11 protein-coding genes are annotated in these 16216 nt (G+C 42.8%); 4 read left to right on the top strand and 7 right to left on the bottom strand.

Going from position 1 to position 16216, the window contains the following annotated elements:
* Positions 1-134 precede the first annotated feature (134 nt).
* The 4 genes from AC5JM2_RS07685 to AC5JM2_RS07670 form a co-directional block, all read right to left on the bottom strand.
* Positions 135-1220, bottom strand: coding sequence for a DNA/RNA non-specific endonuclease (locus AC5JM2_RS07685; protein WP_495834303.1), 1086 nt, complete (start codon positions 1218-1220; stop codon positions 135-137).
* 608 nt (positions 1221-1828) lie between these two features.
* Positions 1829-2617 carry an ergothioneine biosynthesis protein EgtC gene (gene egtC / locus AC5JM2_RS07680; RefSeq protein ID WP_495834302.1) on the bottom strand — a complete coding sequence of 263 codons (789 nt, stop codon included), beginning with the start codon at positions 2615-2617 and terminating at the stop codon, positions 1829-1831.
* A 772-nt stretch (positions 2618-3389) separates the two neighbouring features.
* A complete protein-coding gene (locus AC5JM2_RS07675; RefSeq protein WP_171976355.1) occupies positions 3390-3767 on the bottom strand; it encodes a DUF423 domain-containing protein in 378 nt (125 codons plus the stop codon).
* Positions 3768-3795: 28 nt separating this feature from the next.
* The gene (locus AC5JM2_RS07670; protein ID WP_495834301.1) at positions 3796-4287 is read right to left on the bottom strand and encodes a hypothetical protein; all 492 of its coding nucleotides are present in this window, start codon (positions 4285-4287) and stop codon (positions 3796-3798) included.
* Between the two features lie 281 nt (positions 4288-4568).
* Between AC5JM2_RS07670 and AC5JM2_RS07665 the strand changes: the two genes are divergently transcribed.
* From AC5JM2_RS07665 to AC5JM2_RS07650, 4 genes are all read left to right on the top strand, one after another.
* The gene (locus tag AC5JM2_RS07665) at positions 4569-5171 is read left to right on the top strand and encodes a superoxide dismutase (RefSeq protein WP_495834300.1); all 603 of its coding nucleotides are present in this window, start codon (positions 4569-4571) and stop codon (positions 5169-5171) included.
* A 256-nt stretch (positions 5172-5427) separates the two neighbouring features.
* A complete protein-coding gene (locus AC5JM2_RS07660; protein ID WP_495834299.1) occupies positions 5428-5634 on the top strand; it encodes a hypothetical protein in 207 nt (68 codons plus the stop codon).
* A 91-nt stretch (positions 5635-5725) separates the two neighbouring features.
* A complete protein-coding gene (gene purM / locus AC5JM2_RS07655) occupies positions 5726-6754 on the top strand; it encodes a phosphoribosylformylglycinamidine cyclo-ligase (RefSeq protein ID WP_495834298.1) in 1029 nt (342 codons plus the stop codon).
* 342 nt (positions 6755-7096) lie between these two features.
* Positions 7097-7783: a PHP domain-containing protein gene (locus tag AC5JM2_RS07650; RefSeq protein ID WP_495834297.1), complete on the top strand. Its 687-nt coding sequence runs from the start codon at positions 7097-7099 to the stop codon at positions 7781-7783.
* A gap of 444 nt (positions 7784-8227) precedes the next feature.
* Here AC5JM2_RS07650 and AC5JM2_RS07645 read toward each other — a convergent pair whose 3' ends face one another.
* From AC5JM2_RS07645 to AC5JM2_RS07635, 3 genes are all read right to left on the bottom strand, one after another.
* Entirely contained in the window at positions 8228-13783 is a 5556-nt protein-coding gene (locus AC5JM2_RS07645) for a WD40 domain-containing protein (RefSeq protein WP_495834296.1), read from the bottom strand.
* Positions 13784-14073: 290 nt separating this feature from the next.
* Positions 14074-15423: a P-loop NTPase family protein gene (locus tag AC5JM2_RS07640; protein ID WP_495834295.1), complete on the bottom strand. Its 1350-nt coding sequence runs from the start codon at positions 15421-15423 to the stop codon at positions 14074-14076.
* 91 nt (positions 15424-15514) lie between these two features.
* Positions 15515-16189 carry a Uma2 family endonuclease gene (locus tag AC5JM2_RS07635; protein ID WP_495834306.1) on the bottom strand — a complete coding sequence of 225 codons (675 nt, stop codon included), beginning with the start codon at positions 16187-16189 and terminating at the stop codon, positions 15515-15517.
* Positions 16190-16216: the final 27 nt, after the last annotated feature.

Genomic DNA, 16216 nt, shown 5'->3' with positions numbered 1-16216 from the left:
GTATTGGCTCCCCAATTTAAAATCTAAAATTTAAAATCTAAAATTGTTTCGGTCATACTAAATTGCAGTCTATTATGTAACTTTGAGGCATCAGAACATAATAAAGCTGAACGAGTTAGTACGGGTAAAATCGCCTATTTTTTCACCGGTTTTTTACAAACTCCCAACTTATCACGGATGGGGGAATCTGGACTGCAATCACGAGTTTGTTTTGTAGCTGTTGTAGTCTTTTTCGTAGTTTTTTCCGTTGATTTTCTAGAATTTAGCAGTACAGGTGCACTTTTTGGACTAGATTGCTGTGAAATATTAGAATCTGTATCGATTTTTTTCTCAATCACATCCTGGACAACTGTAGGAACATTAGAAAGAAAGTTATAACCTGTTAATCCTTCTATTTTCTTAACACTAACTCTATAAGTTCTCCAGTCTGGGTTAATTCCCTGTTTATTAGGTACATTAACAGCAATGGCACGAGTGTTTTGAGTAACACCACTAACACCAGTACCAGGGCGGTCTAATACGAAAACAACTTTCCAGGTTGTCTGAGGAATTACTACCTTACCTTTGAGAAGTTGCTTTTGGCGTCCGTAGGGTCCGGCAATAATATAAAGTTCTTTGCCTTGTTTTACCAGATCTCGACAATAGCTTTCCAAACCTTCCCAGGTGCGTCGATTATTGTCTGGCGTTTCTGGCAACATGTTGGTCATTAAAAAGGTGGCAGAGTTATCTTCATCAGACTTGGTGCGATCAGCTGACGGCACAAGATGACCTCTATCGTAGCCAGAACCACTGTAATCACTGGAAGTGACCTGTTGCCATCCTTTCGGCAATGCATCATCAGGACGAAAGTTATCTTGACGGTCTGTCGTTCCCAACCATGATTTATTAAGTTCCCAGGATGCCCAGTTGGCAATTCCTTTGCTGCGGTTGTAAGATAATGCATACTGGGGCTTAATCAACAGATAATTATCGGGATTGGCAACACTTGCTACAGCACCACTGGGATTCCCCAAGGCCAGATGTATACTGGTTGAGCCTTTGGTAGTTGTTGTAACCTTGAGTGTCGGTCGTCGTGGCTTCTGTAATGTTGGTGACTGCGTTGGTGACTGCGTTGGTGTCGGTGTTTGCTTTTTTAATGTTGACGTACATCCAAAAATAGTTAGCAGGATGAGTGCAGCAGCTAATAACTTTATACGACCAAAAAATTGAGCGACTCTCATTTGAAGGCTGCAGTAGGTTTTTACGGCATAGTAACCCAAGTTGAGGGTTACAAGTCATAAGATAAGTAAATCTTAAAACGTGAGGTGGTTTAGTACAGCATTTCATTAATAAGGGTTGGAAATGCTGGAGACTGATGTTGGGTTGCGACTGCTAAAGTCAAGCTACTAGTACGTCGGGCGCACCAATTTAAACAGTGAACAGTGAACAGTGAACAGTGAACAGTGAACAAGGAACAATTGATCACTGGTAACTGGTAACTGATAACTGATAAAGCTACCCTTCGGGTTCACCAGTCGCCTAGGTCGGGAAACCCTCCTGCAGCGCTGGTTCACCATTTCAAATTAACAAAAAGCTTATGATGTAAGCTTTTTTACACTTATGCCCGATGGCTAACGCCACGGCTGTGCCTAACAGGCACGCAAAGCGTAAGTCCCTAAGGGACACGCTTACGCGTTCGCCTTCGGCGTGCGCTTTGCGCTTACGCGGAACGCTCGTCGCAGCCTACGGCTCGTCGCTTTGCTAACATGGGGAGCCAATGCGTTGCTGCGCCAGCCCCGCGCTGGTTCACCCTGGCGCTGCCTCACTTTTAACGATCGCAACAGCGCTATTAGATGTGCTCAATTCTGATATCACAGTCTTGTCCCACACTGATGATGCTATTCTCAGGGCATGAAATCCAATTTCCTGCAAACATTGGTTCTGACGCAATGATTACAGATTTAGGGGAATTTGGATCATCAGCTATCGTGTACAGCGAAGGAGCAGGTGATTTTGTGCTAAAGCGCGAAGCAATGAGGCGATGTCCGTCACTGATGACTACATTAGCTGAAATATTGGTTTGATAATTTTGCGCTAACTGTTGAAGCTCAAGCAACGTTACATGTAAAGCCTGCTCTAGGCTTTTACCAGGGTTAGCTTGCCAGTGGTTTAACAGCAAAGCAAAAATATGTTCTGAATCTGTCGTTCCTTCTATCCATTGGTAAATTTCATCGCTTAACACCTTGCGTATAGGTCTGTAGAGTGTCTGCCGAAAGTTGTCAATTGCACCATTATGAATGAAAAGCAGACTCTGGTAGTCATAGGGTTGACAGTTACTTAAATCGAGTACTTGACCAGATGTAACGCTGCGAACATAAGCTAGCACACACCCTGACTGAACGTAACGACTGAGGTTTGGCAGATTAATTTCATTCCGAATCGGCAGTGTACTTTTGTAAGTAAATGGTTCAGTTTCTTTTTGAGAATCATACCAACCAACACCAAAGCCATCAACATTCACCTCCTCAGATAGCATTTCACGGGGTTGATCGCTTTGAACGATAAGCGAGTATTCAGGCTTGTACAACAGAGTTTCCAAAGAAACAGGTGAACCGAGGTAACCAAGTAATCGGCACATAATTAGGATATTTGCTTGTGTAGAAGAGATTAAGTTTTGAGCGTGAGAATCTCAGCAATGGTAGATGAATTCCTGCTATAATCACCGTCTTCCTCCTCAGACTACAAAAATTGTATTCCCCACTACTTTAGTTTACATAAATTAACATTAACTTGCACTCATACTTTGGTGTCACAGTCAAGGAGTAAACATAAAAAAACCGACCCGAGCCTTGTGCTGCGCCCTTTAAGCTGGGACGGGACGACCTTTACGATAAACTTTGAAACAAAACTAGTTAATCTTGACTGATCTGGGTTCTTTCCAGTCGGTCTACTTCTAAAGATTAGACCTCTTGCAAAAGTGAGATTTTATGAGGTTCTGTTCCCCTTCGGGTTCGCCAGTCCCCCAATCTCCTGCGGAGACGCTACGCTAACGTGACGGAGACCGCCAAGACGGGGGCTGGTCTCACCTGTTAAGCGTTCCCTGTTCCCAACAACTGCCACGAAGTCTATTGAATTGACCGACTACCGAACACCCAGATTGACAAAAAACGAAACGCTGAGGAACGTTTCGTTTTTTGTTTGAGTATAGATTTAAGTCAGCGATCGCTCATTTTCTAGGGACTGAGAAAAAGTACGGAACGAAAGAATGAGCAGGACAGCGTTGAAGAAGCTATTAAGTTCTAAACCAAGGTATTGCCTCAAGAGTAATATGACGTCGCATATCTCAAACCCTGATGAAAACTAGATTTATCGATTTTCCTAACTCTCAAAAAAAATCGGCGAACCTTTGATTACTTCAAACTCCAAGCAGCAAAAGCTAAAGCGCCCCAACCTGCAAGAAACGCCGCTCCTCCCAATGGAGCGATCGCTCCTAAAGATTTAACACCGCTTAAGCTCAAAGCATATAAGCTCCCTGAAAAGATGACGATACCAATGATAAACAGCCATCCGCTTGCGATCATAGTAGCTGGAGGTGACTCGATGCGACTGAGGAGTAGTGCCACCACCAACAGTGCTAAGGCATGATACATCTGATAACGAGCGCCGACTTCAAAAATTTCTAGGGAGCGATCGCTGATTTTCTCTCGCAATGCATGGGAACCAAATGCACCTGCTGCGACTGATAAACCAGCTAAGATCGCTGCTAAACTCAAAAAAATTCGTGCCATGAGTTACACTCTTGAGCCAGTTTGTTCTTTAAACATCAAAATGGTAAGAGACTCCCCCTTCTTCGTTTACTTTAAAATTAGCATTAAATACTTTAGCTTGCTCGTCTAAATATTGCTTTGCAGTTGCTGGTGGCAATTGTAACTGCATTGCAAAACCCACAAGAGTAATACGTCCATTATTTTCTTGAATCATACGATAGAAGGTGGATTGCAGCTGGTCATTTGTCTGTGCCTTAATCGCCTTCGTTTCATCCCGACTTTTACGATATACGCCCAATGCTAACCATACTCCTAATACTGAGGTAGGAACGCCGAAAATTAGACCATTTAAAGCAGTATTATCAAGTACATTAACGGCAGCGTCATTAGGAAAATCATCAAGAGCGACAACCGGTCTTAGACTTGGTTCGATAGGCCTCTCCATAGCATTTTTCTGCATTACAGCAGAGGCTGATAGCGACAAAAACATGAATCCGAGTGTCAGTAGCCAACCCGCAGCCAATTTTTCAGCAGTCTTCATAGTTGTTATCTTTCTGATTCAAACCTTGTTTGTGATTCTAACGTCACTTTTTAGAAGCTTCCAGTCATTAGGTAACGTTGACTGTTCCTGGGGGTGATTCGCAATCTCGAACATATCCTACTTATGCATGAGGCTATTGGTGCCACATTTATTAGTAGAATCAAACTGTTTAAGTTTTATCACAGAGTGCTAAGCTCTGAGAACTGCTAAGCACAAGTATGTTTTTCCAGAGCTACCTCATAAGCTCTAAACTGAAAAACCCTTAAGAGAGGATTCACACAATGACATTTGAACTTCCCCCATTACCATACGATTACGACGCTCTGTCTCCATTGATTTCAAGTGACACTCTAAAGTTCCATCACGACAAACACCACAAGACTTACGTTGATAACCTCAACAAACTTGTTCAAGGTACAGAACTTGCCACTAAGTCATTGGAAGAAATCATTTTGGCAACTGCCAATGATTCATCGAAAACTGGTATCTTCAACAATGCGGCGCAGGTGTGGAATCACACCTTCTACTGGAACGGCTTGAAAAAAGGCGCTGGTAAACCCAGTGGGGAACTCGCTGAAAAAATCAATGCCAGCTTTGGTAGCTTAGATGAATTCAAAAAACAATTCAAAGAAGCTGGTGCAACCCAGTTTGGCAGTGGTTACGCTTGGCTGGTGGTGGATAACGGTGGACTGAAGGTTGTGAAAACACCAAACGCTGCTAACCCGATCACCAACGGTCAAACTCCTTTGTTAACCGCTGATGTTTGGGAACACGCCTACTATCTGGATTACCAAAATCGTCGTCCAGATTACCTGGAAACTTTCCTAAACGAGCTGATTAACTGGGACTTTGTGGGCGAACAGTACGCCAAAGCAGGTAAATAAGCAGGCAATACTCGTCTGCCAATAAGTTTCTCTTGCATAGCTTGAGTTTGTTTTAACTGAGATCTTGCATCAGTCTCAACAACCGCCTAGGGTTTAAAACCCTAGGCTAATAGCTCAAGTCATCGCGCATAGGACTAAATTCTTTAGGTAACTTGGTTTTTAGTCTACTTGAGTAGACTTAAGCTATGAGCCAGGAACCAAGTTCCTAGCTGTTTTTTAGAAAACCTCATCAAAAATTTACAATTTTAAAAGGCATATGAATAGTACTGAACTAGCGCAATACATGGAAGCAACTGATAGTATCAGCAAACCTTGGCTATTGGTGCAATTGCGACTCAAGAAACTTCAAGAACGTCGAGCGACACTTTCAGACAATGAGTATTTTCATCAGTTAGCAGACATTCACCAAGATATGATGAACTTGGGGGAATGGTGGCGCGGTATAGAAGATCAGGTATTTTGAAGTTATCAGTCATTGGTAAAAAATATTGGACTCATTTTGGACGATTGACTGTAAACTTTAGCTACTTCAATTGATCGCGATGTTTTAACTGATGGATTACAAAGATGCAGGAGTGGACGTTGAGGCTGGACGAGAGTTTGTAAATCAAATTCGTAATTTGGTTCACAGCACTTTTAGACCAGAAGTTATTGGTGGACTGGGTGGCTTTAGTGGCTGCTTTCAACTACCAAGTGGTTATAAGGAACCTGTTTTGGTTTCTGGAACTGATGGTGTAGGTACTAAGTTAAAAATCGCTCATACTCTCAACTGTCACAACAGCGTTGGAATTGATTTGGTAGCCATGTGCGTCAACGATGTGCTGACATCTGGCGCAGAACCGCTATTCTTTTTAGATTATCTGGCAACAGGTCAGTTAGAGAAAGAGCAGCTGACTCAAGTGGTTGCAGGTATAGCCTCTGGGTGTCAGCAGGCGGGTTGCGCTTTGCTGGGAGGAGAAACTGCAGAAATGCCCGGTTTTTATCAAGCGGGTGAGTATGATTTGGCTGGGTTCTGTGTGGGGATTGTCGAAAGAAGCCAAATGCTGGACGGTTCCCAGGTACAAGTGGGAGATGTGGCGATCGCACTCCCTAGCGCTGGTGTACATAGCAATGGCTTTAGTTTGGTGAGGAAAATTGTCAGCGAAAAAGGATTTTCCTGGAGTGATAATTTAGAAATATTTGCTGGTAAAACATTAGGAGAAGTTTTCCTCTCACCCACGCGTATTTACGTTAAACCTCTACTGAGCGCACGTCAAGCAGGGTTAGAAATTCACGGTATGGCTCACATCACGGGTGGAGGTTTACCAGAAAACTTGCCCCGTTGTTTGGGTAAAAATCAAGCTGTGCAAATAAACTCTCAAAGCTGGGTTATTCCACCTGTGTTTCAGTGGTTGGCAGAAACTGGTTCTGTCAGTCCCCAAGCAATGTATAACACTTTCAACATGGGAGTGGGATTTGTATTAATAGTACCTCCCGATCAAGCAGAGCAAGTCATAACGTATATGAAGTTACAAAACGTTACAGCTTTTACAATTGGTAATGTGATCGCTGGCTCCGGCGAATTAATTGGATTACCAATATAGGTGACAATATTTATACAATATAAAATATTTATTTTTTGTCTGAAAATATGTTGATTTGTCCTATTTTTAATATTTTCTTAATCTCTGCTGTTTTTAGTAAATGTTGATTAAACGGAGATTTGAAGCAATATTTCTGACTTTTGCTTATAGAACAAATCAAAAATACGCATGACCGCTAGCCTTTAAATTTGCTAACGTAGTTTTAACATATTGAAAAATTTTGCCAATGATGCCCAGAAAGTAGCAACCAACACTTAACAACGGTGCTGGTGCAGTCTGGGCTATTAGTGTCATTTGTTTTTGTGTAAAAAATCAATCACGTATTTTGCAAACGAGGGGGTTATGACTGTCAAAATCGTTGAAAATGTTACTTCAAGAGAAGAATTAAAGCAAGTCTTCCAGACCATTGATGCAAAAAGTTGCCCAACCTATTTTAACTTTCATATGCATACTGTCCACTCTGATGGCAGGTTGCAACCGATCGCATTGATGGAACAAGCGATCGCCATTGGTTTAAAAGGTCTTGCAATTACTGACCATCATGGTATAGGCGGCTACCAGGCGGCTCAAAGCTGGTTAGAAAACTGGAGGTGGAAGAACCCTGGTGCAAACGCTCCCATTCTGTGGACTGGCGTAGAAATTAATGCCAACCTTTTAAATATTGAAGTTCATATTTTGGGTTATGCTTTTGAGCCAGAACACCCCAGCATAAAACCTTACATTCAAAGAAGAGCTACCACAGGGCAAGAGTATCAAGCAGCTAACGTCATTTCTGCAATTCAAAATGCAGGAGGGTTAGCAGTACTCGCTCATCCAGTTCGTTACAGGCGATCGCACTTTGAATTAATTCCCGCTGCTGCAGAAGCCGGGATTGATGGCGTTGAAACTTTTTACGCCTACAACAACCCCAACCCTTGGAAACCAAGTGCTAGAGAATCGATGCAGGTGCAACAATTGGCTGATGAATATAGTCTTTTGAACACCTGTGGAACTGATACTCACGGTTTAAACTTGCTTCAGCGGTTGTAAGCGGATGGTTTATTTTTCTCACAATACTCCTGGTTCAACAAGCCAGGGGGAAACAATTCAAAATTCAAAATTACAAAATTCAAAATTTAAAATTAAGAGAATTAGTGCTGGTAATATAGGACTCATATTTGATTTTTGACAAAGCGAGGTACACTTTCTGTTCCCTGTTCCCTACCTCCACGAGTCAATTCAGAAATCAAACCGGATTCCTATCCCTCTTCTGTCACTTTCCGGGTGAGCAATCTCTGGAAGGCTTATCAGGCAAACAATACAAGCTATCCTATTAGAAAAAAATGGGTGTGGTCTTTATTATTAGAAAAAAATTGTGCGATCCCTTACCAAATAAAAGCTCTAGAATTCAAAAATGGTAAATGTTTTCGGAGAGTGACAGAACAGGGCTATAGCTGATTTCAATTGAGTGCAATACGCTCACGCCCTTATCGCTCACTGCTGCAGCAACTTCTTCAACTCTGCATCTGTAAACGGATTTTTCCCAGCGCGTAAATCCTTCACCCAACCTTGCACTTTTGATTTCCATTTCTTATCATCAATCTGGGCAATGTATGCCTCAAAATCCTCAATTGCTCCTTGAGTGTTACCTGTCAGCGACCTTGCAAGCCCACGGTTACCGCGAATATAGCCATTATCAGGAGCAAGCTGCACCGCTTTTTCACAGGCAAACATGACATCAGCTGCATGGCGATGCAGGCTACCGTATCCGCAGAGTAATGCCCAAGACTCAGCATCAATTTCAACTTTCAGATCTAGCTTCTGGGCTTTCTGGTAGTTTGCGATGGCTTCTTTTACTTTACCTTCTGTTGCAAGATTTTTTCCTTCCATAACCAAGCGCTCAGCTTGTCCTTTGTTTGCAAACTCTTGTGCTTTTGCCTTTGGGTCAAATTTTAAACTAGGATTCCACGTTTGTGCTTTGCGGAACTTATTAACGGCAGCATTAATATTACCATTTTGCGCTAGTTCCTCACCTCGTGCAACCAATGCTGGAGCAGCTTTCACTAAGATAGACTCAGTTTGGCATTCCTTGAGTTCTTCCAGCATTTCAGGATGGGTAGCTAAGTATTTATTGAGCCAATTACAACTACTGATCAATAAATCTGCCAAATTAAAATTCCATAAAATCACTGTTTTGTCCGCACTAGCAGAAGCTAAAGTCTTGCCATCCGGACTGAAACTGACGCTTGTGACCACATTGTTATGTAATTTAAGAGTTTGAAGGTCTTTGCCTGTGGCGACATCCCAAAGTTTAATAGTTCTGTCATCACCAGCAGAAGCTAAAGTTTTGCCATCCGGACTGAAACTAACACCCTCAACCCAACTACCATGCCCAATGAGGGTTTGAAGTAGTTTACCTGTAGCAACATCTAAGAGTTTGACGGTGCTGTCAGAACTAGCAGAAGCTAAAGTTTTGCCATCCGGACTGAAACTAATACTTTTGACCGTACTGCTATGCTCGTAGAGGGTTTGAAGTAGTTTGTCTGTAGCAACATCCCAAAGTTTAATGGTCTTGTCATCACTAGCAGAAGCTAACATCTTGCGATCTGGACTGAAACTGACGCTATTGACATAATCGCTATGCCCAGTGAGGGTTTGGAGTTGTTTACCTGTAGCAACATCCCAAAGTTTAATGGTCTTATCACCACTAGCAGAAGCTAAAGTCTTGCTATCCGGACTGAAACTGACGCTATTGACATAATCGCTATGCCCAGTGAGGGTTTGGAGTCTTTTGCCTGTGGCGACATCCCAAAGTTTAATAGTTCTGTCATCACTAGCAGAAGCTAAAGTCTTGCTATCCGGACTGAAACTGACACTTTTGACATAATCGCTATGCCCAGTGAGGGTTTGGAGTTGTTTACCTGTGGCGACATCCCAAAGTTTAATCGTTCTGTCATAACTAGCAGAAGCTAAAGTTTTGCCATCCGGACTGAAACTGACGCCACTGACCGTCTTCTGATGTCCATTAAGAGTTTGGAGTCGTTTATCTGTGGCGATATCCCAAAGTTTAATGGTCTTGTCATCACCAGTAGAAGCTAAAGTCTTGTTATCGGGACTGAAACTGACGCTATTGACCATACTCCCATGTCCGTAGAGAGTTTGAAGTAGCTTACCTGTGGCGACATCCCAAAGTTTAATGGTCTGGTCATAACTAGCAGAAGCTAAAGTCTTGCCATCCGGGCTGAAACTGATGCTTGTGACAGCATCACTATGTTCATTGAGGGTTTGGAGTCGTTTACCAGTGGCGGCATCCCAAAATTTAATCGTTCTGTCAGCACTGGCAGAAGCTAAAGTTTTGCCATCCGGACTGAAACTGACGCTATTGACAGAATTGCTATGCCCACTCAGGGTTTGGAGTTGTTTGCCACTTGCCATATCCCAAAATTTAATCGTTTTGTCATTACTAGCAGAAGCTAAAGTCTTGCCATCCGGACTGAAACTGACGCTATTGACAGAATTGCTATGCCCACTCAGGGTTTGGAGTTGTTTACCTGTGGCGACATCCCAAAGTTTAATCGTTCTGTCAGCACTGGCGGAAGCTAAAGTTCTGCCATCCGGACTGAAACTGACGCTATTGACAGAATTGGTATGCCCACTCAGGGTTTGGAGTGGTTTGCCACTTGCCATATCCCAAAGTTTAATCGTTCTGTCATCACTAGCAGAAGCTAAAGTCTTGCCATCCGGACTGAATACGACGCGCCTGACAAAATTGGTATGCCCACTCAGGGTTTTGAGTGGTTTGCCACTTGCCACATCCCAAAGTTCAATGGTTCTGTCATCACTAGCAGAAGCTAAGGTCTTGCCATCCGGACTGAAACTGATACTAATAATCCAGCTGCTATGCCCTTCTAAGCGATTATATTCTTTGACATCGTACACAGCCCGCCGTAATGCTGCCACTACCTGAATTTTAGTATCCGTTCTTGTCCAGTCTGCCTTTTTCAGTCTTTCTCCTGCCTTTAAGGCTTCTATAAGTGCATCAAAAGTTTGCCCGGAGGCAAAAAACCCTTCTGAAGAATTCCTCAGTGCTTTGATTTCGCTAATTTCAGCTTGTTTTTTTTGCTTCTCTGCCCGTTGTGCTGCATCCCACGCAGTCACTGCTAGCCCAGCTAACACTAATCCTGCCGCAACTGAACCTGCAAGTGCTACTCTCAGAAAACGATTCAGCTTCCGTTCACTAAGTCTTCTTTCCTTTCTTTCTCTTTCCAGTTCTGCCATCACCTGGCTTAACTTCGGTTCTTGCTGGTGGCGGATAAACTCAGCTAAATAGTCATGCACCAACTGATAACGGTTTGCGGGGTTTTCTTTTAACAAAACCACCAAACCAGATTCCACAAAAATCTCTAAAATCAAATCTAACTTGCTCGCTTCTCTCGTCACATCTGCAGCTAACGCCTGCAAATCCCGTTCCAACTCAACACGAGTCTTCAGTGGGCGAGTTCCTTTTTCATCCGTCAGCAAGTACAACACAAATTCCGCCGTTTGCTGATTTTCCTCGCCGCAATCCTGAACAACTTCATCCAGATAACGTTTTACCAGTTCTTCCTTTGTGCCACACTCCTGATATTTTGCCAGAGTTGTGATGTTTTCCGCTTGCAGTTGCGCCCCCACAACTTGCAACTCAATCGGACGCACTTCACCCAGTTCCCGCGCCAAATCCCGCACCAGTTCTGCAATTAAGGCAGGTTCTAAGTGAAAATTAGCCCGTTCAGTTAATTGCTGAATAATTGATTGAGCATCATCACGGGAGAAGTTACCCAACTCATAAAGCACATTCTCGCTGAGAATATCGATACTAATCATCGAACTATCGCGCAAGCGATTAAACTTGAGCAAATAATGTAAGTAATCTTCTCGCAACGACAATACTATCTTCACCGATAAGATGTTAAGGCAATCTCTTAAAAAATGAAAAAATAGCCACCTTTGCTGTGGTTCGATATCAACAAAGAAAAACTCTTCAAATTGGTCAAAAATGAGTACTGGACGAAGATTAAATGTTTCACACTGTCGTAATTGTTTTAACAGCGTAGTTTGCAACTCAGGCGTTTCAACTTCTGACACTTGCGCCTGAGTTTCTAAAGCTGAAGTTTCAGCTTCACCATCTCCCCTGCTCCCCTGCTCCCCTGCTTCCCCTCTTCCCATATAATGTAACGCTTCTTTTATCTGGCGTCCCAACTCTTCCATCCAGTTGGTGTAAACTCGTATCGGCACAACCAAATTATCTTGAATGCCGATCGCTTTCTTTTTCAAAGCTGGTACAAGTCCCGCATTAACCAGAGAACTTTTGCCAACTCCTGATTGTCCATGAATAACTATTAATTTATAATCGGGGCGACCGATGCGTTCAATCAAACGTTCTACATCAAGTAAACGACCAGATGCACTAATTTCTGGCGCAATATTTTCCTGTATAGACGTTGCAGGCAACGTTTCTACAATTTTGGATAAATTTGCGTGTCGTGTTGCTTGTAATCTTCCTGCACCAATAAACGCCCGCAAGCCAAATTGTTGTTCAACAGAAAGCCCTTCCTGTTTAATTTGAAAAGCTTCTAAATATTGCTTTTGTTTTAAATATAAACTTCGTAAATTTGTTAATAGACTAAGATATAGTTCGGGTTTAAAGTCAGAAATCCCTATCTGGATTGCTATTTTTAAATAATTTATAGCCGCTTGTTCTTCGCCTAAATTTTGTTCTGCTTGCGCGAGAGTTAACAAGATTTCCTGGCGATTAGAAATCGCGGACTGATTCGTAGATAAAACTTCTAACGCTTTTTCCGCTAAAGTTTTTGCTTCTTGCCACTCTTGATTTACCAAAGCAACTTCAGCCAAAAAGCCATAATCCTGAGAAACTCTCAGCAAATTTCCTTCAGCTTCATGGATTAGCAAAGCACGTTCAGCTAACTTTTTCAGATCCTGCCAATCTTCCAAGTCACGCAAGATTTTGCCAAACTTGTCAAGTAAATTTGCAATTAAATCTGAACGTTGAGCAGTTTCCAGAACTTGGAGAGATTGCTGAAGGTAATTTTTTGTTTCTTGCCAATCAGGAGTTGATACGTTAGGGGAGATTGCTTCGCTGCACTTCGTTCCGCTCGCAATGACGGGTGCTACGGGGGAGATTTTTCGATTAGGCTTCGTTCCGCTCGCAATGACAGGTGTTGCTGGGGAGATTGTTTCATTAGACTTCGTTTCACTCGCAATGACAGGGCGATTTGTTTCTTGTTGTCTTGCTTTTTCGTAATAACAGAAAGTGATATTGCTCAGGACTTTGCCTTGCCAGACTAAATCATTGACTTGCTGCCAAAAAGCCAAACTCTGTTGATAATATTCCAAAGCCGTATCTAGGTGATTATCAACAAATTCCGTTAATCCCAACAAATATGCAATTCTCGCTTTTACTCCTGACTCTAGAATTTGTTCAGAATTTTGCAAATCTTGCCAAGCTAACTTAATCTCGGAACATTTTTCTAAAGTCAGACTGAAATCAGCAGTCAATAATTGCTCCGCTATTTCTTGCAAAAACTCCATCAATTCATTGGGAGCAATCGGGAAATTTTTCGTTGTTCCCCAACTTTCCAAATCAGGAGCAAACTGCATGAATCGCTTGTGAACTTCATCATCAATCCACAACACCACAGGGAAAGGAAAATGATTGCGAAACTCCTCCCGCACCTGATTTGCACTAATCAGCATTTGCTCAAGATTCCGCACCGATTCCAACCCTAAAATCATCAGCGCTTGCACATCATCCCCAGATTCTTCCCGAATTGCAGTATAAAGAGTCCTTGCAGATTCCTTGAGAACCAAGACGCGGATTTCAACTTGACAAATGTCGCGCAATCGGTTTATTAGATGCGATCGCAAACTAGCATAATTGCACCGTGCCAGAATCAGCTTAAACTGTCCAACAGAAGCCTCAATTCCCCAAGCCAATTGTTTCAATGAGCGCTCATTGTTGACACGGATATCTTCTGATTTGTCATTAGTCATTAGTCATTAGTTAGAGTTATTAATGCGTAGGGTGGGCAGTGCCCTATAAAATGTTCACAGACAGATACCCAGTGGTGGGCACTGCCCACCGATACTCTACTAGTACAATGGGTTAGCTAGCAGTTATTAATGCGTAGGGTGGGCAGTGCCCTGTAAAATGTTCACAGACAGATCCCCAGTGGTGGGCACTGCCCACCGATACTCTACTAGTACGATGGGTTAGCTAGCAGTGCCCACCCTACTAGCGCGTCCACTACACAGAATTTAAAATTCTGTCGTCCTTGTCTTCCTTACTGCAATTCTCGCGCCTCCGCCAAAATAGGATTAACCTCAAACCAAGACTCACCGCGATCGCGATATTCAAAAACAAACCGACTGCGAATCAGCTTTTGATACCCCTGATCATCACTCACCTTTTTCGTTTGCTTCACACGACGCAACAATTCCCACTCATCATCAGAAATCGGCAAAACCATTTCATTGCGACGAGCACGAATTACAGTATCCAAAGTATCACGATTCAAAGGAAGTGACATTTCCTCCATAATCCATGTATTCAGCAGCCTCAGCAAGTCGCGTACATGACCGCCACTCATTCGACACAAGTGCTCAAGCGTTGCTTTACGGTCAAAAACGAACGTAATATTACTGGTACGCTGGTCTGGTCGCAAGTCAGGATAAGCTCTTGCCATTACCATCTCTTGCATCAGCGCCATTCCATCTTCATGAACACTGCCATCAGACCATTGTACAGGTACCATCGGTAACACTCTGGGGTCTTCCAAAAATCTTTGTGTGAGCGTTCCATAGTCATTGGAAAACTTCAGAGACAGTGGCATTGTATACACAACATGACAATTCAACTTGGTGAGATACTCACCCTGATCGACAAACAAGTATTCCTGTTGTGGACGTCCCCAAGCCTTGGGACGATTATCAATTCGGTCAAGATTATCTACAATCACCACTAAACCTTTTTTGCCCTGCTGTTTGAGTTTGGCGATCGCAGGTTCCAGCAACTCCTTATTAATCGCGTCCAACAGTTTAATTTTTTGTGGTCCGAGGTACTGGTTGAGTTTTTCTCGAAGTGTAGCGTCACTCTTTGCCTTAGTCGTGATTTCCCCTATTCCAAAAGCCAAAGTAAACTTTTCTTTTTCAGACGTGACACCAAAATCACCAACATTAGGAACTTTAAGTTTTACGCCAGTCACATCAGCATTTAAAACCCTCATAGCACCTTGCAGTAACTCTTTCAGCCTGCTGGGTTCTTCGAGATTGAGTTTTTCTAAACTTTGACTGACGCGACGGGCGATCGCCAACAGTACATCAGCAATATCCACATCAGTCAATTCTAAATCTTCACTAGACTCAAAATAGATGACACAAAAACCATCCGCTTCCAACTCCAGTTGCAGCCGTCGCAATTCCGTAGATTTCCCACACCCAATGTGCCCAGTAAAAAGAGTGCAGGTAGGGTCATTCGGCTTAAAAAATGTCATTTTCTGCTTCAGCTTGAAGATAATATCTCCACCGCGCACTGAAGAAAAGTCAATATAATACTTCTTATCCTGTGTATTGTTAATCACCAGAGTTCGGCTGGGGTCTGTAGCCTCAAAAAACTTGCGTAAGTCTATCATCATAAAGCTTGTCATCTACATTATTCATTTTTCATATCCTTAATTCCAAGGATATAAATAGCTACAGCTTTGATGCTTGGTTTTTCCGAAGAATTTAAATAGAATCTGGATCAACTCCCATCGCACGTAAGCGTTCTGCCAGCAATTGGGCGCGATGTTGAGCTTGTTGAGCCTGCTCTTCTGGTGTCAAAATCCGTTTCCCTTCCTCGTTATACCAGTACAGCCACTCCCGCGTAATCCCTTGATAAGTTCCCCGCTCCATACCAATTCCTAAACCAACTTCGGGTAACCATACAGGATTATCTGAATGCAATTGATATGCACCATCGACCAACTTATACACTTCCAAACGCGGTTTGCGGCGGCGAGTCGGGTGATAGATGACGTAGTACAAAACCCCTAACTTTGCATACTCATCTTTCTTGGTGGTGTATTCCCCACGATATCTCTGAGAAACAACTTCCAGCGTTAGCATTGGAACTTTCTCTTCTTCCCACAACACATAACTCAGACGCAAATTTTCATCAAAAAATCGCTCAACTCCCAAACTCAGGAACCCATCTGGTACAATCGGCGGTTGATTTGGATCATAGTAAACACCCATATCAGCACCGAAAAACCAATCCATGCGATTTGCCCACACCATAGCGAGTATGGCTTTAAGTAAACTAGGAATTAGATCTTGGAGTTCATTATCCACAGGCGTATCATCAGAGTCTGGTAATTCCTCAGAAGAAGGCAAGCAAGCTAATGAATCGTACTCTAACATAAGCGGTTCGGCAGTTATTTTATAATT

It is taken from the genome of Brasilonema angustatum, assembly GCF_059505445.1.
The sequence above is the reverse complement of the archived record's forward strand: the minus strand, read 5'-3'. Positions and strand labels throughout refer to the sequence as shown.